The sequence below is a fragment of the Streptomyces sp. NBC_00328 genome (genome assembly GCF_036139655.1).
Lineage (GTDB): Bacteria > Actinomycetota > Actinomycetes > Streptomycetales > Streptomycetaceae > Streptomyces.
In genome coordinates this window covers 7,127,088-7,152,184 of record NZ_CP108013.1, presented here as the reverse complement: position 1 = coordinate 7,152,184, position 25,097 = coordinate 7,127,088, and the positions used below count along the sequence as shown (strand labels likewise).

Annotated in this window: 21 protein-coding genes and 1 riboswitch; of the genes, 9 read left to right on the top strand and 12 right to left on the bottom strand. The window is 70.5% G+C overall.

Features of this window, described 5'->3' with window-relative positions:
* Nucleotides 1-4 precede the first annotated feature (4 nt).
* Nucleotides 5-1,132 (bottom strand): ferrochelatase, encoded by a 1,128-nt coding sequence (locus OG485_RS31420; RefSeq protein ID WP_328671957.1) that lies wholly within the window; start codon nt 1,130-1,132, stop codon nt 5-7.
* Between the two features lie 273 nt (nt 1,133-1,405).
* On the opposite strand from OG485_RS31420, the gene OG485_RS31415 reads away from it, so the two are divergent.
* Together OG485_RS31415 and OG485_RS31410 are read left to right on the top strand one after the other, a co-directional pair.
* Nucleotides 1,406-2,644, top strand: coding sequence for an MFS transporter (locus OG485_RS31415; protein ID WP_328671956.1), 1,239 nt, complete (start codon nt 1,406-1,408; stop codon nt 2,642-2,644).
* Entirely contained in the window at nt 2,604-3,923 is a 1,320-nt protein-coding gene (locus tag OG485_RS31410; protein WP_328671955.1) for a D-arabinono-1,4-lactone oxidase, read from the top strand. Before OG485_RS31415 ends, OG485_RS31410 begins: the two co-directional genes overlap by 41 nt.
* On the opposite strand, the gene OG485_RS31405 is transcribed toward OG485_RS31410, so the two are convergent.
* Complete coding sequence (locus tag OG485_RS31405; protein WP_328671954.1) at nt 3,847-4,626, bottom strand: hypothetical protein; 780 nt, start codon at nt 4,624-4,626, stop codon at nt 3,847-3,849. The genes OG485_RS31410 and OG485_RS31405 overlap by 77 nt on opposite strands.
* Nucleotides 4,627-5,065: 439 nt before the next feature.
* On the opposite strand from OG485_RS31405, the gene sepH reads away from it, so the two are divergent.
* On the top strand, nt 5,066-6,151 hold the full coding sequence (gene sepH / locus OG485_RS31400; protein WP_328671953.1) for a septation protein SepH: 1,086 nt from the start codon (nt 5,066-5,068) through the stop codon (nt 6,149-6,151).
* 163 nt (nt 6,152-6,314) lie between these two features.
* Here the strand turns inward: sepH and OG485_RS31395 are convergent, their stop codons facing one another.
* On the bottom strand, nt 6,315-7,142 hold the full coding sequence (locus OG485_RS31395) for a sulfurtransferase (RefSeq protein ID WP_328671952.1): 828 nt from the start codon (nt 7,140-7,142) through the stop codon (nt 6,315-6,317).
* A gap of 321 nt (nt 7,143-7,463) precedes the next feature.
* Here OG485_RS31395 and OG485_RS31390 point away from each other — a divergent pair, with 321 nt between their 5' ends.
* Nucleotides 7,464-8,267, top strand: coding sequence for a VOC family protein (locus OG485_RS31390; protein ID WP_328671951.1), 804 nt, complete (start codon nt 7,464-7,466; stop codon nt 8,265-8,267).
* A gap of 89 nt (nt 8,268-8,356) precedes the next feature.
* Here the strand turns inward: OG485_RS31390 and OG485_RS31385 are convergent, their stop codons facing one another.
* The 4 genes from OG485_RS31385 to OG485_RS31370 all read right to left on the bottom strand — a co-directional run bounded on the left by OG485_RS31385 (nt 8,357) and on the right by OG485_RS31370 (nt 13,864).
* The gene (locus OG485_RS31385) at nt 8,357-9,004 is read right to left on the bottom strand and encodes a thymidine kinase (RefSeq protein ID WP_326785053.1); all 648 of its coding nucleotides are present in this window, start codon (nt 9,002-9,004) and stop codon (nt 8,357-8,359) included.
* Between the two features lie 42 nt (nt 9,005-9,046).
* Nucleotides 9,047-10,234, bottom strand: a complete 1,188-nt coding sequence (locus OG485_RS31380) for an alkaline phosphatase family protein (protein WP_328671950.1) — start codon at nt 10,232-10,234, stop codon at nt 9,047-9,049.
* Nucleotides 10,234-10,821, bottom strand: a complete 588-nt coding sequence (locus OG485_RS31375) for a DUF5998 family protein (protein WP_261707673.1) — start codon at nt 10,819-10,821, stop codon at nt 10,234-10,236. The genes OG485_RS31380 and OG485_RS31375 overlap by 1 nt, the downstream gene beginning before the upstream one ends.
* 214 nt (nt 10,822-11,035) lie before the next feature.
* Nucleotides 11,036-13,864, bottom strand: a complete 2,829-nt coding sequence (locus tag OG485_RS31370; RefSeq protein ID WP_328671949.1) for a bifunctional acetate--CoA ligase family protein/GNAT family N-acetyltransferase — start codon at nt 13,862-13,864, stop codon at nt 11,036-11,038.
* Nucleotides 13,865-14,039: 175 nt separating this feature from the next.
* Between OG485_RS31370 and OG485_RS31365 the strand changes: the two genes are divergently transcribed.
* A complete protein-coding gene (locus tag OG485_RS31365; protein WP_328671948.1) occupies nt 14,040-14,321 on the top strand; it encodes an HPr family phosphocarrier protein in 282 nt (93 codons plus the stop codon).
* A 226-nt stretch (nt 14,322-14,547) separates the two neighbouring features.
* Here the strand turns inward: OG485_RS31365 and OG485_RS31360 are convergent, their stop codons facing one another.
* The 4 genes from OG485_RS31360 to OG485_RS31345 all read right to left on the bottom strand — a co-directional run bounded on the left by OG485_RS31360 (nt 14,548) and on the right by OG485_RS31345 (nt 19,338).
* Nucleotides 14,548-15,240 (bottom strand): GntR family transcriptional regulator, encoded by a 693-nt coding sequence (locus OG485_RS31360; RefSeq protein WP_326785057.1) that lies wholly within the window; start codon nt 15,238-15,240, stop codon nt 14,548-14,550.
* Between the two features lie 196 nt (nt 15,241-15,436).
* Nucleotides 15,437-16,204: a M23 family metallopeptidase gene (locus tag OG485_RS31355; RefSeq protein ID WP_328671947.1), complete on the bottom strand. Its 768-nt coding sequence runs from the start codon at nt 16,202-16,204 to the stop codon at nt 15,437-15,439.
* Between the two features lie 12 nt (nt 16,205-16,216).
* A riboswitch (cyclic di-AMP (ydaO/yuaA leader) is annotated at nt 16,217-16,376 on the bottom strand.
* A 215-nt stretch (nt 16,377-16,591) separates the two neighbouring features.
* On the bottom strand, nt 16,592-17,980 hold the full coding sequence (locus tag OG485_RS31350) for a M16 family metallopeptidase (RefSeq protein ID WP_328671946.1): 1,389 nt from the start codon (nt 17,978-17,980) through the stop codon (nt 16,592-16,594).
* Nucleotides 17,977-19,338, bottom strand: a complete 1,362-nt coding sequence (locus OG485_RS31345) for a M16 family metallopeptidase (RefSeq protein ID WP_328671945.1) — start codon at nt 19,336-19,338, stop codon at nt 17,977-17,979. The genes OG485_RS31350 and OG485_RS31345 overlap by 4 nt, the downstream gene beginning before the upstream one ends.
* 346 nt (nt 19,339-19,684) lie before the next feature.
* Between OG485_RS31345 and OG485_RS31340 the strand changes: the two genes are divergently transcribed.
* Nucleotides 19,685-22,144, top strand: a complete 2,460-nt coding sequence (locus OG485_RS31340) for a DNA gyrase/topoisomerase IV subunit A (protein WP_328671944.1) — start codon at nt 19,685-19,687, stop codon at nt 22,142-22,144.
* A 7-nt stretch (nt 22,145-22,151) separates the two neighbouring features.
* On the opposite strand, the gene OG485_RS31335 is transcribed toward OG485_RS31340, so the two are convergent.
* Nucleotides 22,152-23,237 (bottom strand): CobW family GTP-binding protein, encoded by a 1,086-nt coding sequence (locus OG485_RS31335; RefSeq protein WP_328671943.1) that lies wholly within the window; start codon nt 23,235-23,237, stop codon nt 22,152-22,154.
* Nucleotides 23,238-23,560: 323 nt separating this feature from the next.
* On the opposite strand from OG485_RS31335, the gene OG485_RS31330 reads away from it, so the two are divergent.
* From OG485_RS31330 to OG485_RS31320, 3 genes are all read left to right on the top strand, one after another.
* A complete protein-coding gene (locus OG485_RS31330; protein ID WP_328671942.1) occupies nt 23,561-24,118 on the top strand; it encodes a DUF6082 family protein in 558 nt (185 codons plus the stop codon).
* A gap of 311 nt (nt 24,119-24,429) precedes the next feature.
* On the top strand, nt 24,430-24,630 hold the full coding sequence (locus tag OG485_RS31325; protein ID WP_328674736.1) for a hypothetical protein: 201 nt from the start codon (nt 24,430-24,432) through the stop codon (nt 24,628-24,630).
* Between the two features lie 164 nt (nt 24,631-24,794).
* On the top strand, nt 24,795-25,034 hold the full coding sequence (locus tag OG485_RS31320) for a hypothetical protein (RefSeq protein WP_328671941.1): 240 nt from the start codon (nt 24,795-24,797) through the stop codon (nt 25,032-25,034).
* Nucleotides 25,035-25,097: the final 63 nt, after the last annotated feature.

The window sequence follows — 25,097 nt, the reverse complement described above, 5'->3', positions numbered from 1 at the left end:
CTCCTCATGCGTAAGGGCTGTCGGCGCCCGCGACGGCGGGCTTGGGCGAACGGGCCGGACAGCAGCCCACCGGGCACAGGTCGTGACTCGCGCCCAGCGCGCCCAGGGCACACCGTGCCACCTGCCGGCCGCTCTCGGCCGCGGCACGCTCCAGCACCAGGTCACGGACCGCCGCGGCGAACCGGGGGTCGGAGCCCACCGTGGCCGAACGGCTCACCGGCAGCCCCAACTCCCGCGCCTTCGCCCGCGCCTCCGTGTCCAGGTCGTACAGGACCTCCATGTGGTCCGACACGAAGCCGATCGGCACCATCACCGCCGCCGGGGCTCCTGCCCCGTGCAGTTCCTCCAGGTGGTCGCAGATGTCCGGCTCCAGCCAGGGGATGTGCGGGGCCCCGGAGCGCGACTGGTACACGAGCTTCCACGGCCGGTCGGTCCCGGTCTCCTCGCGCACCGTTTCCGCGATCAGCCGGGCCACGTCCAGGTGCTGCCGGACATAGGCACCGCCGTCGCCGTGTCCATCGGCCGGGCCGGCGGTGTCCGCCGCGGCGACCGGGATCGAATGCGTGGTGAACACCAGGTGCGCGCCCGGCCGGACCTCCTCGGGCAGCTCGGCGAGCGACCTCAGGACGCCCTCGGTCATCGGCTCGACGAACCCGGGATGGTTGAAGTAGTGCCGCAGCTTGTCGACCTTCGGCGGCTCCAGCCCCTCCGCCTCCAGGACGGCCAGGGATCCCGCCAGATCCTCGCGGTACTGCCGGCAGCCCGAGTACGAGGCGTACGCGCTGGTGGCCAGCACCAGGATCCTGCGCCGTCCGTCGGCGGCCATCTCGCGCAGCGTGTCGGTCAGGTAGGGCGCCCAGTTGCGGTTGCCCCAGTAGACCGGCAGATCCAGACCGTGCTCGGCGAAGTCCTTGCGCAGCGCGTCGAGCAGGGCGCGGTTCTGGTCGTTGATGGGGCTGATTCCGTCGAACAGGAAGTAGTGCTGCCCGACCTCCTTGAGGCGTTCCTTGGGGATGCCTCTGCCCCGTGTCACGTTCTCCAGGAACGGGACCACGTCGTCCGGGCCCTCCGGACCGCCGAACGAGAGCAGGAGCAGGGCGTCGTAGGGGGTGGCATCGAGCACTTCTGGCATGGATCCGATCCTGCCACCCGCCACTGACGGACGATAACCGGCGGGGTGACGAGCGGACGACCACGGTGGGGCGCGCGGCGGGAGCGTGCCCGGCCGGACGGGCACCCTGGACCGCGTGTCGGACGGACGGGACGGGCAGCGTCGTCGGGCAGCCACGAGGGGCTGCGTTAGGGTTACCTAACCAGTAAGCTGTATAGGCCGCCTTCACGCCTTACCCAGGTTCGGGCCGCCCGCGTGACGGGGCGGGGCCGAACGAAGCCGACGGAGACCCTCGTGACCAGCCCGTACCGCGCACTGTTCGCCGCCCCCGGCTCCAAGAGCTTCTCGGCCGCGGGCCTGCTCGGCCGGATGCCGATATCCATGATGGGCATCGGCGTCGTCACGATGATCTCCCAGCTGACCGGGCGCTACGGCCTCGCGGGCGCCCTGTCGGCGACCATCGCGCTGGCGGCCGCGGCGATGGGCCCGCAGGTCTCGCGCCTGGTGGACCTGCACGGTCAGCGGCGGGTCCTGCGCCCGGTGACGGTCTTCGCGCTCGCGGCGGCCGGGATGCTGCTGGTCGCCGCGTACTACGGGTGGCCGGACTGGGTCCTGTTCGTGTGCTCGGCCGGCATCGGCTGCGTCCCGAGCGTCGGCGCGATGATCCGGGCCCGCTGGGCGGCGCTCTACGGAGGCACCCCGCAACTGCACACCGCGTACTCCCTGGAGTCCGTGGTGGACGAGATCTGCTTCATCTTCGGACCGATCATCTCCATCGGCCTGTCCACGGTGTGGTTCCCGGAGGCCGGACCGCTGCTCGCCGCCTGTTTCCTGACGGCCGGGGTCTTCTGGCTGACCTCCCAGCGCGCCACCGAGCCCCAGCCGCATCCGCGCGGACAGCACAACGGCGGCTCGGCGCTCCGCTCGGCGGGACTCCAGGTCCTGGTGGCCACCTTCGTGGCGACGGGGGCGATCTTCGGAGCCGTCGACGTGGTCACCGTGGCCTTCGCCGAGGAGCAGGGTCACAAGGCCGCCGCGAGCATCGTCCTGGCCCTCTACGCGGCGGGCTCCTGCCTCGCGGGAGCGGTCTTCGGACTGCTGCACTTCAAGGGGGCGGCGGAAGGCAGGTGGCTGCTGGGCATATGCGCGATGGCCGTGAGTATGATCCCCCTCCTACTGGTCGGAAACTTGCCGTTCCTGGCCGTGGCGCTGTTCGTTGCGGGCCTGTCCATCGCTCCCACGATGATCACGACGATGTCCCTCATCGAGCAGCACGTACCTCGCGCGAAACTGACCGAAGGCATGACCTGGGTGAGTACAGGGCTCGCCGTCGGGGTCGCGCTCGGCTCCTCCGTGGCCGGCTGGGTGATCGACTCCGCCGGCGCGAAGGCCGGGTACGGGGTTCCGGCGGTGTCCGGGGCCGTCGCAGTCGCGGTCGGTTTCCTCGGCTACCGCCGGCTCAGCAGGCCGGTTCTGCAGCGGGGAGGGTCTCATGAGCACCGCAGTGAGCGAGAAGAGCGGCACGTGGCGTAACTGGGCGGGCAACGTCACCGCCCTTCCCGTACGGGAGGTCACCCCTGCCTCGGTGGACGAACTCTCCGCCGCCGTACGGAAGGCGGCCGAGGACGGTCTGACGGTGAAGGCCGTCGGCACCGGGCACTCCTTCACGGCCGCCGCCGCGACCGACGGCGTATTGATCCGCCCTCAACTGTTGACCGGGATCCGCAAGATCGACCGTGCGGCCATGACGGTCACCGTCGAGGCCGGCACCCCGCTCAAGAGGCTCAACATGGCCCTGGCTCGCGAGGGCCTGTCGCTCACGAACATGGGCGACATCATGGAGCAGACGGTCTCAGGGGCGACCAGCACCGGAACCCACGGCACCGGACGGGACTCGGCCTCGATCGCCGCCCAGATCACGGGACTTGAGCTCGTGACGGCCGACGGCTCGCTGCTCACCTGTTCCGAGAGCGAGAACCCGGAGGTCTTCGCGTCGGCCCGCATAGGCATCGGCGCCCTGGGAATCGTCACCGCGATCACGTTCTCCGTGGAGCCCGTCTTCCTGCTCACGGCCCGCGAGGAGCCGATGACCTTCGACAAGGTCACCGCCGACTTCGAGGAACTCTTCACCGAGAACGAGCACTTCGAGTTCTACTGGTTCCCGCACACCGGCAACTGCAACACCAAGCGCAACAACCGCAGCGCGGGCCCCGAGAACCCGGTCGGCCCCGTCCGCGGCTGGATCGAGGACGAGTTCCTCTCCAACGGCGCCTTCCAGGTGGCCAACCTGCTCGGCCGGGCCGTTCCCGCGGCCATCCCGTCGATCGCCGGATTCTCCAGCCGCGTGCTGTCCGCGCGGACCTACACCGACATCCCGTACAAGGTCTTCACCTCTCCGCGCCGCGTGCGGTTCGTGGAGATGGAGTACGCCGTGCCGCGCGAGGCCCTGGTCGAGACGCTGCGCGAGCTGAAGGCGATGGTCGACAGCTCGACCCTGCGGGTGAGCTTCCCCGTGGAGGTGCGGACGGCGCCCGCCGACGACATCACCCTCTCCACGGCCTCCGGACGGGACAGCGCGTACATCGCCGTCCACATGTTCCGGGGCACCCCCTATCAGGCGTACTTCACCGCGGCCGAGCGGATCTTCACCGCGCACGAGGGCCGGCCGCACTGGGGCAAGGTGCACACCCGCGACGCGGAGTACTTCTCCCGGGCCTATCCGCGCTTCGGCGAGTTCACCGCGCTGCGGGACCGTCTCGATCCGGACCGGCGCTTTGCGAATGACTACTTGCGGAGGGTTCTGGGGTCGTAGCGGTCTCGCTGGGTTCGGGAGCCGGGGTGCCGTCCCCGGCTTCCGGCTCCGATGCCGTGCCGTCCCCCGGGGCCGGTGCGGTGGCCGTGCGGTCACCGCCCGTGTCACCCGAGCCGACGGTGGCGCCGGAAGGCACCGGAGCCTCCTGAGAGGCCGCCGGCGAGGACGGCGAGGACCCGGTCGACGGTGCCGTGTCCGGGTTCCGGTTCCCCGAGCCGGCGCTGTTCCCCTTGAAGGCGTCGCCGACCGTCGTACTGGTGCCGTCGCCGCTGAAACTCCGCCCCGAGACCGCTTCGTACGTGGTGATTCCGGCCATCGTGACGCCGAAGACCAGAGCGGTCGCGACCAGCGGCCTCTTCCAGCTCCTGACCCGCGCGCGGTACACGGTGCCTTCGCCGAACTCCCCGGGCGCACCGGGCAGCTGCCGGGGCTTCGGTCCCGGCTGCACCGTCACGTCACGGAACTGTTCGCCGGTGCGCCTGAAGAAGTGCTGGAACAGCGTTCCTCCGCAGGTCGCGACGACGCTGACCAGCCCGGCGCCCAGGATCGTCCCGTAGACGCCGAAGTACGACGCCAGTTTCGCCGCGACCACCGCGGCGACCGCGCTCCCCGCCACCTGGGGGACGCTCAGGTCCAGCCGCCTCTTCCTCGGTTCCCCGTCGGTACCCGGCTGTTCGCCGCCGACTTCCGGCTTCTCACGCATTCCCGGACCTTGCCTGCCTTTCCCGTACTTGATCGACCGACCACACGAGAAAGGGACGTACGGGCGAAACGATAAGTTCCGTTTCTACCGATTGCGTGAACTGTGCCACAGCCCTCGACCGCCGAAAGCGCGTCCGGATCGGCCAACTAGCACCCCCCGCTAGAAGTTGGGCGGCGTGCCGATCCACGCAAGTGGCCCGAATGGAGTACTGTTGCGAGCCCTGGGTCCGGACTCCCGCCAGGGTGTCCGGGGCCTTGCAGGACCGCCGGGAGGGGGCTCGTTGCACAGGGTGATGGAGTTCGTCACTTAGCGTTGCGAATAGGTAACCGTGCCATAACGGCGACCCCGGGCCCGCGCCCGACACGCCGGGCAACTCGGCAAGGTTGTGGCAGGCTGCACCCGGGCAGGCCACACTCGACTAGCGGAAGCAGCGACGCACGTGACGTCGGCAGGCACCACCCGGGAGGTCCCCATGCCCGAACTGCGTGTCGTGGCCGTCTCTAACGACGGCACACGGCTGGTGCTGAAGGCTGCGGACAGTACGGAATACACGCTTCCGATTGACGAGCGGCTGCGCGCCGCCGTACGCGGCGACCGTCCCCGCCTCGGCCAGATCGAGATCGAGGTGGAGAGCCATCTCCGCCCCCGCGACATCCAGGCGCGTATACGCGCCGGTGCCTCCGCGGAGGAAGTCGCCCAGCTCGCCGGCATCCCCGTCGATCGCGTACGCCGTTTCGAGGGACCCGTGCTGGCCGAGCGCGCCTTCATGGCCGAGCGTGCCAGGAAGACTCCCGTCCGCCGCCCCGGCGAGAACGCCGGCCCCCAGCTCGGTGAGGCCGTCCAGGAACGGCTGCTGATCCGGGGCGCCGAGAAGGACACCGTCCAGTGGGACTCCTGGCGCCGCGACGACGGCACCTGGGAAGTCATGCTGGTCTACCGGGTCGCGGGCGAACCGCACGCGGCGAGCTGGACCTACGACCCGCCCCGGCGGCTCGTCCAGGCCGTCGACGACGAGGCGCGCTCGCTGATCGGCGAGTCCGACGACCTCGCCGCGCCCGAGCCGAGCTTCCCGTTCGTGCCGCGGATCGCCCGGCTGCCCCGTGACCGTCCGCTGGACCGTGCCCTGGACCGCCAGACGGAGCGGCCGAGTCTGCCCCCGGCGTCCCCGGACTCCTCCGAAGAGGCGGAAGACCGGGACTCGCTGACCAGCCTTCTGGAGGCGGTGCCCAGCTTCCGGGGCGACATGGTGGTGCCCGAGCGGCCGGCCCCCGCCGAGCGCCCCACGGCCGAGGAGCCCGTCCCCGAGCCCGAGGAGGAGGAGCCCCCGGCTCCCGCCGCCTCGGCGGGTGCCGGTTCCGCGTACGCGGACGTGCTCATGCCCCGCTCGGTCGGCAGCCACCGCGACCGGCTGGTCGGCGCGACCGACCGCCAGGCCGAGGCCGACGGCGTCCGTCCGGGCCGCAGAGCGGCGGTCCCGAGCTGGGACGAGATCGTCTTCGGCACACGCCGCAAGAAGCAGGATTAGCCGGAAGAAGCAGGATTTGCCAGTTCCATGACGACGGGGCCCGCACCGGATCGGTGCGGGCCCCGTCGTCATGCGCGTGTTCCCGTGGGCGTCCCCGCAGCGTTCCTACGGGTGGCCCTCCCCCGGCGTCCCCGCGCTCGCCACCGCGGGTGTCACGCGGGTGTCACTGCGGGTCGGGGCCCACCGCGACGGGGCGGCCCGCGTCCTGGGACCACTCCGACCACGAACCCACGTACAGCGCCGCGGGAATGCCGGCCACGGCGAGGGCCAGCACCTCATGGGCGCCCGAGACGCCGGAGCCGCAGTAGACGCCGACCTCGGACGCCGGTGTCACCCCGAGCGACTTGAAACGGTCGGCGAGTTCGTCCGCCGGCAGGAACTGTCCGTCCTCCGTGACGTTCTCGTTGGTTGGCGCGGACACGGCACCCGGGATGTGACCGCCGACCGGATCGATCGGCTCGACCTCGCCCCGGTACCGCTCCCCCGCGCGGGCGTCCAGCAGCAGCCCGGTGCGGGCGAGCGCGGCCGCCCCGTCCGCGTCGAGCGACGGCCGGGCGCCGGCCGTCGGTACGAACGTTCCGGGCGCCGGCGAGGGGACCTCCGAAGAGACCGGCCCGCTCCAGGCGGCGAACCCGCCGTCAAGCACGCGTACCGACGGATGACCCGAATGGCCCAGCAGCCACCAGGCGCGCGCGGCCGCCCAGCCCTGCCCGCCGTCGTACACGACGACATCGCGGTTCCGGGACACTCCCGCGGCCCGCATCGCCGCGCCGAAGACCTCGGGGTCGGGGAGCGGATGCCGGCCCGCCGCACCGGCCGGACCAGCGAGTTCGGAATCCAGATCGACGAAGACGGCACCGGGGATGTGCGCGTTCTCGTACTCGGAGCGCAGGTTGGGACCGCCCAACCGCCAGCGGACGTCGAGCAGGACCGGCGGGGTCGGCCCCGCCAGGTCACTGGCGAGTTCGGGTGCCGTGATGATGGCGTTCATGGCCCCATCCTTGCGCACGGGGTGGCCGCTTCGTCCATGTCCGGCTACTCTGCTCCGCCGGGCAGGTCCGATCACCGGGCGTACGGGATCGGGCACATGCTGTACAACCGATGGGCACCGCACGGCAATCGCTCCGCGACGGACGAGAGGCGGCGGATCGGACGTCGTCCGCTCCCCCACCGCTCGACCGCGGCGCGGGAGGGACCTCCGGCATGACCGGTGGTGCGAGCATCGGCACGGGCGCGCACGCACGCGACTGAGTACGCGTGTTCGCAGGCGGAAGGTGACCGGCCACCGCGAGGGGCCGAGAAGAGAGTGACGATGACCGAGGCACGGGAATCGGCCGGCCCGAACGGCACCACGCACGCTCGGCACACGCACGGGACACCCTGCTGGGTGAGCCTGATGGCGCATGACACGGCCGCGACCCAGGAGTTCTACGGAGCGCTGTTCGGCTGGGAGTTCCAGCCCGGCCCCCCGCAGCTCGGCCCCTACGCCCGGGCGCTGCTCGACGGTCGCGAGGTGGCCGGGATCGGCCAGTTGCCGCCCGACCGGCATCTGCCGATCGCCTGGACGCCCTACTTCGCGTCGACCGACGTGGACCGGACCGCCGAGAAGGTGCGGTACAGCGGGGGAACCGTGGGCGTGGGACCGCTGGACGCCGCCGAGGCCGGCCGCCTGGCGATCGCCTCCGATACGTCGGGCGCGGTCTTCGGGATCTGGCAGAGGGTGGCCCACCTGGGCACGGAGCTCACCGGCGTGCCGGGCACCCCGGCGTGGAACGAGCTCGTGACGCGCGACACGGAGAGCGTCGTCAAGTTCTACCAGGCGGTCTTCGGCTACGACCTGGAACCGGCCGTCTCGCCCGGCTTCGACTACGTGACCCTGCACATCGACGGACGGCCGGTGGCCGGCGTCCACGGCGTCGGGAACACCCTGCCGCGCGACCGGGGCCCGCACTGGCTGACGTACTTCGAGGCCGCCGAACTGGACGACACCGTCCGCCTCGTCACGGAGCTCGGCGGACGCCTCCTTCGGGCGGCCCACGACTCCCCGTACGGCCGCGTGGCAACAGTTGCGGATCCGGAGGGCGCCGTCTTCTCCCTGATCCACGCCGTCTCGTGACCCGACAGCTCTCCTGACCCGACAACTCTCCCGGCCCCGCAGCCTTCCGGGGACGGCAGCTTTCCGGAGACGGAGTTCCGGGGCAGGCCTCAGACCGGGGCGATCGGCAGGACGTCCGGGGACAGGGCGCTGGCGCGGGCCGTGGCGGCTGTCATACGGCGCCGGTGGTGCCGACGGCACAGGACCTCGTAGCCGATGCTCTCGTGCTGGTTGACGTCACCGACGACCACCTGGGCGCCCTCGACGACCATCTCACCGCCCACGGTGCGGGCGTTGTGCGTGGCGCGGGCGCCGCACCAGCACAGGGCCTCGACCTGGAGCACCTCGACCCGGTCGGCGAGTTCGACGAGGCGCTGGGAGCCGGGGAAGAGCTTGGACCGGAAGTCGGTGGTGATCCCGAAGGCGAAGACGTCGACGTCCAGGTCGTCCACCACACGGGCCAGCTGGTCGATCTGCGCGGGGGCGAGGAACTGCGCCTCGTCCGCGATCACGTAGTCGGCCCGGCCGCCCTGCGAGAGGTGGTCCACCAGATGGGCGTACAGGTCCTGGTCGTCCCCCACCTCGACCGCGTCGGTGACCAGGCCGAGGCGCGAGGAGAGCTTGCCCTCGCCCGCGCGGTCGTCACGCGTGAAGATCATGCCCTGCAGCCCCCGCGCCGAGCGGTTGTGCTCGATCTGGAGAGCCAGCGTGGACTTCCCGCAGTCCATCGTTCCGGAGAAGAACACCAGCTCGGGCATGGGGAGTTGAGCACCTTTCGGCAACAGGGAAGGGGGAGGGCGTCAGGAGCGTACTTGGAGGAGGGGCACCAGCTGCTCGACCGGGGTCATCGAGCCGTGGTTGCCGACCATCACCGACTCCTTCGGCTCCCGTTCCGACGCGATGATCAGGACGTCGTCCCGGGCGGCGGCGATGACGTCACCCAGCCGGGCGTAGACCCGCTCGTCGACCCGCGGGCCGAACCAGCCCGCGTCGATCGCCTCGTCACGGGAGGCGACCCAGAACTGCTCGCCCAGCACTTCGCGCCAGCAGGTCAGCACGTCCGCCTCGGCGCCCGGGACCGCGTACACGTGACGGGCACGGCCCTCTCCGCCCAGCAGGGCGACACCGGCGCGCAGCTCCCAGTCCTCGTCGAAGTCGATGCGGTGCTGTTCGTCGAACGGGATGTCGATCATGCCGTGGTCGGCGGTGACATACAGGGCCGTGCGGGGCGGCAACTGCTCCGCGAGGCGCTGGACCAGCCGGTCGACGTACATGAGCTGGCCGCGCCAGGGGTCGGAGTCGACGCCGAAGCGGTGGCCCTTGCCGTCCACCTCCGCGTAGTACGTGTAGACCAACGAGCGGTCACCGGCGGACAGTTGCTCGGCGGCGAAGTCCATGCGCTCCTCGCCGGACAGCCGGCCGTGGAACGTCCCGCCGCTCAGCGCGACCTTCGTCAGCGGAGTGTTCTGGAAGGTCGGCGAGGAGACCTGGGCGGTGTGCACACCGGCCGCGTCGGCCAGCTGGAAGATCGTGGGGTAGGGCTGCCAGGCGCGCGGCTCGGTCCACGGGTTCCAGCGGAGCTGGTTCATCAGCTCGCCGGTGGCGGGGTTGCGCGCGGTGTAGCCGGGCAGGCCGTGGGCGCCCGGGGGCAGGCCGGTGCCCACGGAGGCGAGGGAGGTCGCGGTGGTGGCCGGGTATCCGGCGGTGATCGGACGTCCCGTACCGCCGCGCGAGGACGCCAGCAGCGACGTCATGAAGGGGGCCTCGTCCGGGTGAGCCTTGAGCTGCTCCCAGCCGAGACCGTCGATCAGGAACACGCAGTTCCGGTCGGCTGCGGTCAGCTCGGGTATGGCGGCGGTCGCGCCGGGAACGGACATGCCGGCGGCGAGCGTGGGCAGCAGATCGGCCAGCGAACCGGCGCCGTACTCGGGGACGGGCGCGGAGTCGATGGCGAGCGGTTCCGGGTGGTCCCAGGTGGGCAGGGCCATCAGCGGGCGACGTCCGCGGTCGCCTCGGAGAGGGACTGCGCGAAGGCGAGGGCCTGACGGACGGTCTCCGGACCGTCCCCCGCCTCGCTGACCCGCAGGCTCAGGTCGTCCGCCGTCGAGCTGCCGGTGTAGCCGTGATCCGCCTCGCAGTTGGGGTCACCGCAGGCGGCCGGCTCCAGGTCGATGCGGGAGACGGCGCCCCAGCCGATGGTCAGGACCACTTCGCGGGGCAGCGTGCCCGGCGTGTACGACTCCGGGTTCGCGACGACGCGGCTGACGACGACCGAGGAGATCCGGCCGAGCTTGACCGATTCCGTCGAGGTCGTGGCGTACGGCGTCGGGGACGTGGTGTCCGCGTTCTGCTCGTCGGTGTGGCTCACGATGAAACGGTTGCCGGTGAGGACCAGCACGGTCACGTGCCGCCGTACCTCGTTCGCGTCGAACGTCGTCTCCTGGTGGACCAGGTACGACCGGATGGTCTCGCCGCCGATCGCGGCCTCCACCGCCTCGGCCACGAGGGCCGGGTAGTAGCCGCTGCGCTCGATCGCCGCTCGCAGCCCCTGGGTCGTCGTACTGGTCTTGGCCATGCCGTCCATCCTACGGGGGCCCACTGACTGCGAGGCACCGCTCGCTCGGGTCTGTCGTGGACGGAACAGACCGAATCGCGCAGGGTGACCGGTGCGACGCGGGCACGGCAGGCGTCCGGGCGGGGTGCCCGCCGTCACAGTGCCGCCCCCTTCCGGCGCCCCGCACGCCTCGGACGGCCCGCACGGCCCGGACGGCTCAGGCGGATCGGACTGCTCAGACGACAGGCAGTGTCCGGGGGCCGAGGTCGTCCCGGAGCGGGGCGCGGGCCAGCCGTACCGTGGCGCTGAGGACGCTCAGGCCGGCCGGGGCGACCACCACCGGCTCCAGCGAGACCGCGACGACCTCCGGGTGGTCGTCGACCAGCCGGGAGATGCGCAGCATCAGCTCTTCGAGGGCCGCCGTGTCGACCGGCGCGGAGCCCCGCCAGCCGAACAGGAGCGGTGCCGTCCTGATCGACCGGACCAGCGAGGCCGCGTCCCGGTCGGTGACCGGGATCAGCCGGTGGGAGGTGTCCCCGAGCAGTTCGGAGGCGGCTCCGGAGAGCCCGAAGGAGAGGACCGCCCCGGCCGCCGGGTCGATCACCGCGCGGACGACCGTGTCGACACCGCGCGGTGCCATCGCCTGCACGACCGGGCGCAGCACCGTGGGTGGCCCGAACAGCTCGGTCAGCTCCGCGTACGCCCGGCGCAGCTGTTCCTCGTCCGCCACGTCCAGGCGTACGCCGCCGAGGTCCGCGCGGTGCCGCAGGTGCGGGGCGGTGGTCTTGAGGGCCACGGGGTATCCGATGGCCTGCGCGGCCGCCACCGCGTCGTCCGGAGTGGGGGCGGGCAGGGCACTGTGCACGTCGATGCCGTACAGCCCGAGCAGCACCGCCGTCTGCTCGCCTCCCAGGGTCAGACCTTCCCCGCGCGCGAGGAGGTCGTCGATCAGCCGGGCGGCGCCCTTCTCGTCGATGTCCTCGTACTCGGGCACCTTGCCGGGCTCGCCGGCGTCCGTGCGCCACTGGGCGTACTTGACGGCCTCGGCGAGGGCGCGGACGGCACGTTCGGCGGCGGGGTAGGCGGGGATGAGCCGGGAGTCCGGCGCGGGCTCGGCACGGACAGCGGCGGGCGACCGGTCCGAGGGGTGGAAGCGGGCGCCGGGCGCCGCGCCGGGTGCCGTCGCGGGGGCCTGCGGGGCGGTACTCGCGGCGGCGGACAGGGCTTCGGCGAGTCCGCCCAGTTCGACGTGCACCACGAGCACGGGTTTCGCCGGAGCCTCCAGGGCGGAGGAGCGGAGCGCCTCGGCGAGTGCCGCGTCGGCGGCCGAGGTCTCCCCCACCGTCGGTATGGCCGTCACGACGACGGCGTCGCAGCCGTCGTCGGCGAGCGCCTGGGACAGGGCCCGGTGGAAGTCCTCCGCCGAGGCCGCCGTGGTCAGGTCCCGGGGCGGCAGTGGCCTGAGTCCCTCGGCGAGACACGCGTCGTACGTCAGCAGCCCCAGGGACTCGGAGTTCCCGAGGATCGCCACGCGGGGTCCCCGGGGAAGCGGCTGGCGGGCCAGCAGCAGGCCCGCGTCGACGAGTTCGGTGATCGTGTCCACCCGGATCACTCCGGCCTGGCGCAGCAGCGCGGACACAGTGGCGTGCGGGAGTCGTGTGGCCCGTACGGCGTGCCCCTGGGGAGCGGCGCCGCCGTGCCGCGCCCCCTGGACCACGACCAGCGGCTTCGCGGCCGCCGTCCGCCGCGCGAGCCGGGTGAACTTGCGCGGGTTGCCGATGGATTCGAGGTACATCAGGGCGACGTCGGTGTCCGGGTCGTCGTACCAGTACTGCAGTACGTCGTTGCCGGAGACGTCCGCGCGGTTCCCGGAGGAGACGAAGGTCGACACGCCGGTCACACCCGTGACACCTCCGCCGCGCCGGTGCAGCCGGGACAGCAGGGCGATGCCGATGGCTCCGGACTGCGCGAACAGGCCGATGCGTCCGGGGCGGGGCATCTGGGGGGCGAGCGAGGCGTTCAGGCGCACGTCGGGCGATGTGTTGATGACACCGAAGGCGTTGGGCCCGATGATGCGCATCCCGTACGTGCGCGCGTGCCGCACGAGTTCGCGCTGGCGCTCGCGTCCCTCGGGGCCGCTCTCGGCGTAGCCGGCGGAGACCACCACCAGTCCCTGTACGCCGTGTTCGCCGCATTCCGTCACGACCTCGGGGACGTGTTCGGCGGGCACGGCGACGACGGCGAGGTCGACGGGTTCGGTGATGTCCCTGATGGAGCGGTGGGCCGGGACTCCGTCGAGTTCCTTCTCCTGGAGGGCCGCGTTCACGGCGTACAGGCGTCCGGTGAACCCTGCTTCCCGGAGGTTGTCGAGGACGCTGCGGCCGACCCCGCCCGGTGTGCGCCCGGCGCCGATGACGGCGACGGAGCCGGGGGCGAGCAGCCGCTGCACGGAGCGGGCCTCGGCGCGCTGTTCCCGCGCGCGCTGCACGGCCAGGGACCGGTCGGTGGGTTCGAGGTCGAACTCCAGGCGTACGACACCGTCCTCGAAGCTGCGCTTCTGGGTGTATCCGGCGTCCGTGAACACCTTGATCATCTTGTTGTTGGCGGGCAGCACCTCGGCGGCGAAACGGCGGATGTCACGCTCGCGGGCCACTGCGGCGATGTGCTCGAGCATCGCGGAGGCGACACCGCGGCCCTGGTGGGCGTCCTGCACGAGGAAGGCGACCTCGGCCTCGTCGGCGGGCGCGGAGGCGGGCATGCCGTCGGCGTTGATCCGGTCGTAGCGCACGGTGGCGATGAACTCGCCGCCCACCGTGGCCGCGAGGCCCACGCGGTCCACGAAGTCGTGGTGGGTGAAGCGGTGGACGTCCTTGGCGGACAGCCGCGGATAGGGCGCGAAGAAGCGGTAGTACTTCGACTCGTCCGACACCTGCTCGTAGAAGCTGACCAGACGTTCGGCGTCGTCGACGGTGATGGGTCTGATGCGTGCGGTGCCGCCGTCACGCAGCACCACGTCGGCCTCCCAGTGGGCTGGGTACTCGTGCCGATCCGCCGAGGTCTGCATGGGCCCCAGAGTACGGCTCGCGTACGACAACGGCGCGAGGCAGTCTGAGGGTGACGGGCGTCGGAGCGGGTCCTCGGCCGACACCGCGGCGGGCGAGATCCGGGACCGTCCGGGCAAGCCTCGCGATATGAAAGAATGGTCTAGACAACCTTGAACACCCGAAGGGCAGCATCACATGGCTGAGCGCCGCGTCAACGTCGGCTGGACCGAGGGCCTCCACGCCCGCCCCGCCTCCATCTTCGTCCGGGCCGCCACGGCCTCCGGCATCCCCTTGACGATCGCCAAGGCCGACGGGGACCCCGTCAACGCGGCCTCCATGCTCGCGGTCCTCGGCCTGGGCGCCCAGGGCGGCGAGGAGATCGTCCTCACATCGGACTCCGAGGGCGCGGATGCCGCTCTCGACCGTCTGGCGAAGCTGGTCGCCGAGGGGCTCGACGAGCTCCCCGAGACCGTCTGAGCCGCCCACGAGGCACCCGGACACGAGCGGCCGAGCCGCGCCCCCCTTCACCGGGTGGCGCGGCTCGGCTGTTTTTCCGTACCCTCGCTCGGAATTCCCCACATGCCATGTACGACCTCGCACCATGACCACGGGAATGGCGTGCGCCGAAATTCCGGACACACGCATAAAAGGGCATCAGAAATGAGCCCCTGCCGAATATCCCTCTTTGTATACGGCGCCCGTGTTAATGACGCGGGCCCGTCATGTTTACGGGATGTTGCGAACTTCTCACACGGTCCGGCCGGTCGCCGCCGGGAAATCGGAGCCGGTGCGCGGCCGTGGCGCGCTCGGTGTGCAGGGCCGTGATCGCGCGGGCCCGCTCACTGTCCCCGCGGGCGACCGCGTCCACGATGCCGCCGTGCTCCGCCCAGGACTCCGCGGGGTCGGCCGGCGCCTCCACCGAGTACATCCAGGCGATCTTGTGACGCAGCTGGGCGAGCGTCGAGGTGAGCGCGGGGCTGCCGGACGCCTGCGCGAGCGTCTCGTGGAACCAGCCGCCCAACGAGCGCAGATCCTCGCTGTGGCCTCGCCTTGAGCGCTCCTGCCCCAGCCTGACCAGACCTCGCAGCACCTTCAGGTGGGCCTCCGTGCGCCGCTGCGCGGCTCTCGCGGCACCCAGCGGTTCCAGCAGCATGCGCATCTCCAGGAGGTCCGCGGCCTCCAGCTCGGAGGGCTCCGCGACACACGCGCCCGCGTGCCGGCGGGTGACCACGAACCCCTCGGCCTCCAGCGTGCGCAGGGCCTCGCGCACGGGGACGCGCGAGACGCCGTACCGGCGTGCGAGCAGTTCCTCGGTGAGGCGGCCGCCGCGCTCGTAGACACCCGCGACGATGTCGTCACGGATCGCCGTGCACACCGAGTGCGCCGGAATACGCATGACCGACCTCCGCTTTAATCCCCGTGAAACGCCGTCGATTGACGCTTGTTCAGTGACTCTATTGCAGGAAGCCTGAATTTCCGATGGCAGGCCTGAATCCATGGATATTTTTTGGACAGACGGCATCCGGAAACGACGATGCCCCGGCTCGGTGAGCCGGGGCATCGAAAGCGGTGAAGAAGCCGCGAAGCGGTCGTCAGACGTTGACGCCGTGCGAGCGCAGGTACGCGACCGGGTCCATGTCCGATCCGTACTCGGCGGTCGTACGGGCCTCGAAGTGAAGGTGCGGACCGGTGGTGTTGCCCGTGTCCCCCGACAGAGCGATCTGCTGCCCCGGAGTGACCGTCTGCCCCACGGACACACCGATGGACGAGAGGTGGCCGTACATGGTGTACGTGCCGTCGTGCATCTTGATCACGACTTGATTGCCGTAGGCGCCGCCCCAGCCGGCCGTGACCACCGTGCCGGAGCCGACGGCGTGGACCGAGGTGCCGGACGCGGCGTGGAAGTCGACGCCGGTGTGGCTGCCGGAGGACCAGAGGCTGCTGCTGGCCTGGTAGCCGGTGGAGACGTACGAACCGGTGATCGGCATGACGAACGTGTTCAGGCGCTTGCGCTCGGCCTCACGGGCGGCGCGCTCCTTGGTCTCGCGCAGCTTCTGGGCCTGCTCCGCGGCCTGCTTGCGCGCGGTCTGCTCGGCCTGCTTGCGCGCGGCGGCCTCGTCGGCGGCGCGCAGCTGCGCGAAGGCCTGGGCGTCGATCTGGTCGGCGACCGTGTCGTTGAGCGTGACGGTCTGGGTCAGCCCGGTCTGCTCGACGGAGGCTTCCGCGGCGAACGCGGGGCCGGCCAGGGTTCCGATGACACCGGTGGTGGTGAGCGCCGCGACCCCGACGGCGGTCGTGGTGGTCGTGCTGTGCACGCGGCTCGTACGACGGTGCTTGCCGGTGCCACAGGTGAACGCCATGTAGGGGCTGATCCTTTCCTTCCCTCTCGCCTACCGGGTTAGCTGACGGGTTCGGAGCAGGAAGGTCTCCTACGGGCTCCCTCCGGAGAGGGCGTCCGATTCACCCCAGGGACTACGTGTGGGTCCCCGGCTCCCCTGACTCGCGTCATGGGGGACTCGGCGATGACTGTCCGGTGCCGCGGGCGCGGCGCACTGCGTGACGAACAGCCGCACTGACGCTAAGCGGGGCAACTTTCGAACAACAAACGGATCACGATTTTTGTAACGCATCCCACAGGGCAGAACGGTGGCCGTCATACGAATACGGACATCTTGGGAGCGGCTTCCGGAAAAGGGAGGGCCCTGACGGCTCTTCAGCCGTCAGGGCCCTGACGCGTCGCACGGGCTCTACTCGGCTGCCACCACGGTGACTTCACCGATTCCGAGGGCCCTGACCGGCTCCGCGATCTGCGCCGCGTCGCCCACCAGGACGGTCACCAGACGGTCCGTCGGGAAGGCGCTCACGGCCGCCGCGGTGGCCTCCACGGTGCCGGTGGCGGCCAGTTGCCGGTAGAGCGTCGCCTGATAGTCGTCCGGCAGGTGCTGCTCGACCTGGTCCGCGAGCGTGCTCGCGACCGCCGCGGCCGTCTCGAACTTGAGGGGCGCGACGCCCACCAGGTTCTGCACGGCGACGTCGCGCTCCGCGTCGGTCAGGCCCTCCGCCGCGAGGGTGCGCAACACCGTCCACAGGTCGTCGAGCGCAGGACCGGTGTTGGGGGTGTCGACCGAGCCGCTGATGGCGAGCATCGCGGCACCCGTGCCGTCCGGCGCGGAACGCAGGACCTGTCCGAACGCCCGCACTCCGTAGGTGTAGCCCTTCTCCTCGCGCAGGACGCGGTCCAGGCGCGAGGTGAGGGTGCCGCCGAGGCAGTAGGTGCCGAGGACCTGCGCGGGCCACACGCGGTCGTGCCGGTCGGCGCCGACCCGGCCGATGAGCAGCTGCGTCTGGACGGCACCGGGGCGGTCGACGATGATCACACGGCCGGTGTCGTCGGCGCTCACCGGCGGCACGGGGCGCGGCTGGGCGGCCGAGCCGGTCCAGGAGCCGAGCGTGTCGGCGAGCAGTTCGTCGAGATCGACATCGGTCAGGTCGCCGACGACGACGGCGGTGGCCGTGGCGGGGCGCACGTGCCTCTCGTAGAACGCGCGAACGGCCGACGCGTCGATGTTCTGGACGGTCTCCTCGGTGCCCTGCCGCGGGCGTGCCATGCGCACGCTCGCCGGGAACAGCTCCTTGGAGAGCTCCTTGGCGGCACGGCGGGCGGGGTTGGCCGTCTCGTGCGGGATCTCGTCCAGCCGGTTGGTCACCAGCCGCTCGACCTCGCTGTCCGCGAACGCGGGGGCCCGCAGGGCGTCGGCGAGCAGGCCGAGGGCCTTGGCCAGGCGCGAGACGGGCACTTCGAGGGACAGGCGCACACCGGGGTGGTCGGCGTGCGCGTCGAGCGTGGCGCCGCAGCGCTCCAGTTCGGCGGCGAAGTCCTCGGCCGAGTGCTTGTCGGTTCCCTCGGAGAAGGCGCGCGCCATGATCGTGGCGATGCCGTCCAGGCCCGCCGGCTCGGCGTCCAGCGGCGCGTCGAGGTTCACCTCGACGGCCACGACCTGCTGGCCGGGGCGATGACAGCGCAGCACGGTCAGACCGTTGTCCAGGGTGCCCCGCTCGGGGGCGGGGAACGCCCACGGCTTCGGCTGGCCGGCCTGGGGCTGCGGGTGGAAGTCCATGGTGGCGAGCTCGGTCACTTCGCCGCCTCCTCGTCGGTCTCGTCGGCGGAGTCAGCCGCGTCGGCTGCTTCGGCGGTGGTCGGCTCGTAGACGAGCACCGCGCGGTTGTCGGGGCGCAGGCGGGCCTTGGCGGCCTCCCGGACCTCGTCCGCCGTGACGTCGAGAACGCGCTGCACGGCGGTCAGGGCGAGCTGCGGGTCGCCGAACAGGACGGCGTACCGGCACAGTTCGTCGGCGCGGCCCGCCACGGTGCCGAGCCGGTCGAGCCATTCGCGCTCCAACTGGGCCTGGGCGCGCTCCATCTCACCGGCCGTGGGACCCTCCTCGGCGAACCGGGCGAGCTCCTCGTCGACGGCGGCCTCGATGACCGGGACCTCGACGTCGCCGGACGTCTTCACGTCCAGCCACCCCAGGGAGGGCGCTCCGGCGAGCCGCAGCAGGCCGAACCCGGCCGCGACGGCGGTGCGGTCACGGCGTACGAGCCGGTTGTAGAGCCGGGAGGACTCGCCGCCGCCGAGGACGGTGAGCGCCAGGTCGGCCGCGTCGCACGCGCGCGTGCCGTCCTCCGGGAGCCGGTAGGCGGCCATCAGGGCGCGCGCCGGTACGTCCTCCTCGACGACCTCGCGCACCTGCTCGCCGATGATGTCGGGAAGCGAGCCGTCCCGCGGGGCGGGCTTGCCGTCGTGCCCGGGGATGGAGCCGAAGTACTTCTCGACCCAGGCGAGCGTCTGCTCCGGGTCGATGTCGCCGACGACCGACAGGACCGCGTTGTTGGGCGCGTAGTTGGTGCGGAAGAACGCGCGGGCGTCCTCCAGGGTGGCCGCGTCCAGGTCCGTCATCGACCCGATCGGGGTGTGGTGGTACGGGTGGCCCTCGGGGTACGAGAGCGCGGTGAGCTTCTCGAAGGCGGTGCCGTACGGCACGTTGTCGTAACGCTGCCGGCGCTCGTTCTTCACGACGTCGCGCTGGTTCTCCATGGACTCGTCGTCCAGTGCCGCGAGCAGCGAGCCCATGCGGTCGGCCTCCAGCCAGAGGGCGAGCTCCAGCTGGTGGGCGGGCATGGTCTCGAAGTAGTTGGTGCGCTCGAAACTCGTCGTGCCGTTGAGGGAGCCGCCGGCGCCCTGGACGAGTTCGAAGTGACCGTTGCCGTGGACCTGCTTGGAGCCCTGGAACATCAGGTGCTCGAAGAGGTGGGCGAGACCGGTCCGGCCCTTGACCTCGTGGCGCGAGCCGACGTCGTACCAGAGGCACACCGCGGCGACCGGGGTCAGATGGTCCTCGGAGAGCACCACGCGCAGGCCGTTGGCCAGGCGGTGCTCGGTCGCTGTCAGGCCGCCGGAGCCTGCCTCAGCTGTGGCCGTGTGACCCATGGGCATGTACGTCCCTTCGATCGCGGAACTACGTCATTCCTGTCGGTCCTGCCACTGTATGCAAGCGCGCGGACGGCTGGCGAAGTTCCCGCACCTCGTACGCCGAGAGCGAGACTTGTGCGTGTTGCCGCACACCGGGGGAAGCACACCGGGAACCGCCGCGAACGCGCTCGGGGCCGTCTGGCACCGGGCCGGACGGCCGTCCGGGAGCGGTCCCCGCGAGGCCCGCGCAGCGCGCCGCGGGGGCGCTACGGACGGGTCGCGGTCGGCGTTGTCAGTGGGGCGGTCCACAATGGTGCGCGTCAGAACCCGTTCATGCCCCGGCAGAGACTGTGAAGGAGCCGCAGCAGCGATGGCCCGCCGCAGCACGAAGACCCCGCCGCCCGACGACTCGTACGAGGAGAAGATCCTCGACATCGACGTCGTGGACGAGATGCAGGGCTCCTTCCTCGAATACGCGTACTCGGTCATCTACTCGCGAGCCCTGCCGGACGCCCGCGACGGCCTGAAGCCGGTTCACCGTCGCATCGTCTACCAGATGAACGAGATGGGCCTGCGTCCCGACCGCGGCTATGTGAAGTGTGCCCGTGTCGTCGGCGAGGTCATGGGTAAACTCCACCCGCACGGCGACGCGTCGATCTACGACGCCCTGGTGCGTCTGGCGCAGCCCTTCTCCATGCGTCTGCCCCTGGTCGACGGCCACGGGAACTTCGGTTCGCTCGGCAACGACGACCCGCCGGCCGCGATGCGTTACACCGAGGCCCGGATGGCCGACGCGACGTCGTTGATGACCGAGTCGATCGACGAGGACACCGTCGACTTCTCGCCCAACTACGACGGCCAGGAGCGGGAGCCGGTGGCCCTTCCGGCCGCCTTCCCGAATCTGTTGGTCAACGGCGCGTCGGGTATCGCCGTCGGCATGGCCACGAACATGCCGCCGCACAACCTCGGCGAGGTCATCGCCGCCGCCCGGCACCTCATCCGGTACCCGGGCGCCGACCTCGAGACGCTGATGAAGCACGTCCCGGGCCCCGACCTGCCCACCGGCGGCCGGATCGTCGGTCTCTCCGGGATCAGGGACGCGTACGAGTCGGGCCGCGGCACCTTCAAGATCCGCGCCACGGTGTCGGTCGAGGACGTCACGGCGCGCCGCAAGGGCCTCGTCGTCACGGAGCTGCCCTTCACCGTCGGTCCGGAGAAGGTGATCTCCAAGATCAAGGACCTGGTCGGCTCGAAGAAGCTGCAGGGCATCGCCGATGTCAAGGACCTCACCGACCGCTCGCACGGCCTGCGCCTGGTCATCGAGATCAAGAACGGCTTCGTGCCGGAGGCGGTCCTCGAGCAGCTCTACAAGCTGACGCCGATGGAGGAGTCCTTCGGCATCAACAACGTGGCACTGGTGGACGGTCAGCCGCTCACCCTGGGCCTCAAGGAACTGCTGGAGGTCTATCTCGACCACCGCTTCGAGGTCGTACGCCGCCGCAGCGAGTTCCGCCGCACCAAGAAGCGCGACCGGCTGCACCTGGTCGAAGGCCTCCTCGTCGCTCTCCTGGACATCGACGAGGTCATCCGCCTCATCCGCTCCAGCGACAACTCGGCGCAGGCCAAGGAACGCCTGATCGAGCACTTCTCGCTCTCCGAGATCCAGACGCAGTACATCCTGGACACGCCGCTGCGCCGGCTCACCCGGTTCGACCGCATCGAGCTGGAGTCGGAGCGCGACCGCCTCAACGGCGAGATCGACGAACTGACCGGCATCCTGGACTCGGACTCGGAGCTGCGCAAACTGGTCTCCGGCGAACTGGCCGCGGTGGCCAAGAAGTTCGGCACCGACCGGCGCACGGTTCTCCTGGAGTCCGCGGGCACTCCCGCCGCGACCGTCTCGCTCCAGGTCGCCGACGACCCGTGCCGCGTCCTGCTGTCCTCCACGGGGCTGCTGGCGCGTACGGCGACCGGTGACCCCTTCGGGGAGGACCCGGACGGCAAGCGCACCAAGCACGACGTGATCGTCTCCGCGGTGCCCGCGACGGCACGCGGCGAGGTCGGCGTGGTCACGTCCCTGGGCCGTCTTCTGCGCCTGAACGTGATCGACCTGCCGCAGCTGCCCGAGACGGCGTCGGCGCCCAATCTCTCCGGGGGCGCTCCGATCACGGAGTTCCTGCCCTCCCTCGATCCGGGCGAGACGGTGATCTGTCTGACGACGCTCGACGAGGCGTCGCCGGGCCTCGCGGTCGGCACGGAGCAGGGTGTCGTCAAGCGTGTGGTGCCCGACTACCCCTCGAACAAGGAGGAGTTGGAGGTCATCACCCTCAAGGACGGCGACCGGATCGTCGGCGCCATCGAGCTGCGCACCGGCGAGGAGGACCTGGTCTTCATCACGGACGACGCCCAGTTGCTGCGCTACCAGGCCTCGCAGGTACGCCCACAGGGCCGTGCCGCGGGCGGCATGGCGGGCATCAAGCTGACGGACGGCGCGAAGGTGATCTCGTTCACCGCGGTCGACCCGGCAGTCGACGCGGTGGTCTTCACGGTGGCGGGTTCGCGCGGAACGCTGGACGACTCCGTCCAGACCACGGCGAAGCTGACTCCCTTCGACCAGTATCCGCGCAAGGGCCGTGCCACCGGCGGTGTGCGCTGCCAGCGGTTCCTGAAGGGCGAGGACTGCCTGTCGCTGGCCTGGGCCGGCCCGGTGCCGGGACGCGCGGCGCAGAAGACCGGCATGCCCGTCGACCTGCCGGAGATCGACCCGCGCCGTGACGGCTCGGGCATCTCTCTCGGCAAGCCGGTGTCGGTGGTGGCCGGCCCGGTGTAGTGCGCGGTCAGCCCTCCGGACTGGGCTCCTGTACGTAGCGGAGGACGCCCCACATGCTGTGTTCGTCGGCATGCGGGGCGTCCTCTTTGCATGCCTCCAGCTCCTTGGCCAGCGCCGCCGTGTCGATCCCGGAGCCGATGAGGACGAGCTGGGTGAGCCGCTCGTCCGCGTCGGTCCAGGGCTCCGGATAGAAGCGCAGGAACCGCCCGACGGCATGCACGGCGTACCGGTTGCGGATGTCCTGGACGCCGAAGTCGACGTACCCCTTGATCCGGTAGAGCCCCTCGGGCCGGCTGTCGAGGAAAGCCATCAACCGCCGTGGCCCCAGAGGCACTGCGGAGCTGAAGGAGAGGGATTCGTAGGCGGAGTGGAGATGACCGAGGTGGCCGTGATCCTCATGACCGCCCTCTCCCGGACCGTCCGCCCCTCCGTCGCCCTCGTCGTGCCGGTGGAGATCGTCGAAGGACAGCTGTCCGATGCGCTCCTCGCTGGGCCTGCAGTCGAAGAGGAACTCCGGATCGACCCGGCCGTAGGTGGCGGGGACGACCGCGGCACGGTCGGCGAGCTCCCGGACGACACCCAGTACACGTCCGGCGTCCTCGGCCCGGTCGGTCTTGTTGACGACGACGAGATCGGCGAGAGCGAGGTGCCGGTCGATCTCGGGATGCCTCTCGCGCGTACCGGCGAACTCGGCGGCGTCGACAACCTCGACGAGCCCGCCGTACACGATCCCGGGGTGCTCGCTGGCGAGCACCATGCGTACGAGTTCCTGGGGCTCGGCGAGCCCGCTCGCCTCGATGACGATGACGTCGATCCGGGCGGAGGGCTGAGCGAGCCGGTCCAGATATTGATCAAGTTCACTGACATCGACCGCACAGCACAGACACCCGTTGCCGAGCGAGACGGTGGAGTCGCCGAGCGCTCCGGCCACGGCCATCGCGTCGATCTCGATCGCGCCGAAGTCGTTGACGACGGCTCCGATGCGACTGCCACCGCTGCGGTGCAGGAGATGGTTGAGCAGTGTGGTCTTGCCGGAACCCAGGAAGCCGGCGAGAACGACGACCGGGATCTGGCGGGTACTCGACCGACTCACCACGCGCCCTCTCTGAAGCTGTGCGTACACCGGCTCACGGGACCGGCGCTCACACGGGGAATGAATGCCGACCCAGCATACGAGTGGGGGGAATCGCCCCGAAGTGAACGATTGTTAGCGGCGCTCGCGGGGCACACGTTGGACATGGCGCCGGTGGATGAGACCCGCACATCCCTCCGTGCGCCTCCTCTCCGCCTCCCCGCCGATCAGAGCCGCTCGGCAACACTGGGAGACGGCAAGCGCGCCGCCCACCGCTCTCCGGTCCGCTCCCTGTCGCCCCACAACCGACGACCGGCGGACGGTCGCCTGATTCGGGGGTTGACATGGCCACACTGAAATTCAAGGTTCGTGGGTTGCGCTCCGCCGCCGCGGCAGCGGTCGGCCTGCTGACGGGGGCCGCCGTCACCCTCGTCGCGCAGCGATCCACGCTTGACGCGCTGCACGCGCGGATCGAACTGCTGGAGCAGACCGCCCAGACCCAGCGACAGGCCAATCTCGCGCACCAGCAGCGACTCCACTGGGAACTGTTGAGCAAGGCCATGGACGATCCCGAGCTGGCGGAGGTCCTGGACGCGTACGACGGGACCGTGTCCCCGAGGAAACAGCGCCAGTTCCTGTTCAGTAACGCCTTATACACCAACGCGCTCTGCTATTACCGGATGGGCAACATGACCCGGGAGGAATTCTTCGGCTTTGCCCGCGGATGGCTCCAAAACCCGATCTTTCGCGAGTACTGGTATGCAACACGCCCTCATCGGGCAACCCTGATCAGCACATCAGAAGAAGCCCAAATCGGACTCATGGTCGAGGATCTGCTCACACAGCTCGAGGAGGCGGACGCGGACGAGTGGTGGGTGGTGGGTGAACCACCCAGCGAGTAGCGCCTTTCGCTTGTCGCGCTCCGGCGCAAACCTGTTCACCCGCGCCACCCTGCCGAGCGAATCACACGGTCGGGCGATAACGAACCAGTAAACCTGCGCGTTTCCCCAGATGCCAACAGGGTTGACTACTGCGCAATCACGTATCGGGCCGATCCCCACCGAAAGTCGCTCCAGCCGCCGGACCGAGGTCGCGGCCCCACAGGGCCGCATCGCGCCGCGCAGCAACAGCGCGCAGGCCATCCCACCTCGAGACCAAAGGAAGACCGAGAACAGTGAGTCACATCATCCGTCGGATCGGCACTCCCCCCACCATGCGGGGAAGTTCTTCTGGTGCCAATTGCCCGGACATTTTCGAACTGTCCGACGGTACGTTCGCTGTGATCGGAACAGATGTCACCGAGAAGCTAGACGCCGAACTACCCTTCGACGCTTCCCGCGCAGACTACGAGCGAATCGTTGTAGTCTCCCGCGAAACCCTCATTCACGCGAAGGTGGATATTCCCGACACATAGGCGGCTGCCACCACACGCTCACTCGAGCACCGGCACAGCCCACACGTCGTCGTGCGTTCGCTTCGCCCTTGGTAGCCCCGTTCCGCATGCACTCCTGCGTGGTGGGCGGTCACGGGACGATCCACACCTCGACCTCACGATCACCGCACGAAAGGCTCAAGACAATGACTACTGTCATCCGTCGGATTGGTGCCCCTCCCCGTGCACGAGGCAGCGCATCAGGTCAGTCCTGTCCCGACATCTTCGAACTGAGCGACGGCAGTTTCGCCGTCATCGGGCGCGACGCAACCCTGGAGCTCGAGCCAGAACTCCCGTCCGATGCCGCACGAGCCGACTACGAGCGGATCGTGGTCATCACACGCGAGACACTCCTGCGGGCCAAGGACGACATTCCTCCCGCCTAGGGCCTGTCTGAACCATTGGCGTCGTCGCCCGAAGGGCGGGCAGACGGGAATGGTCAGACAGGA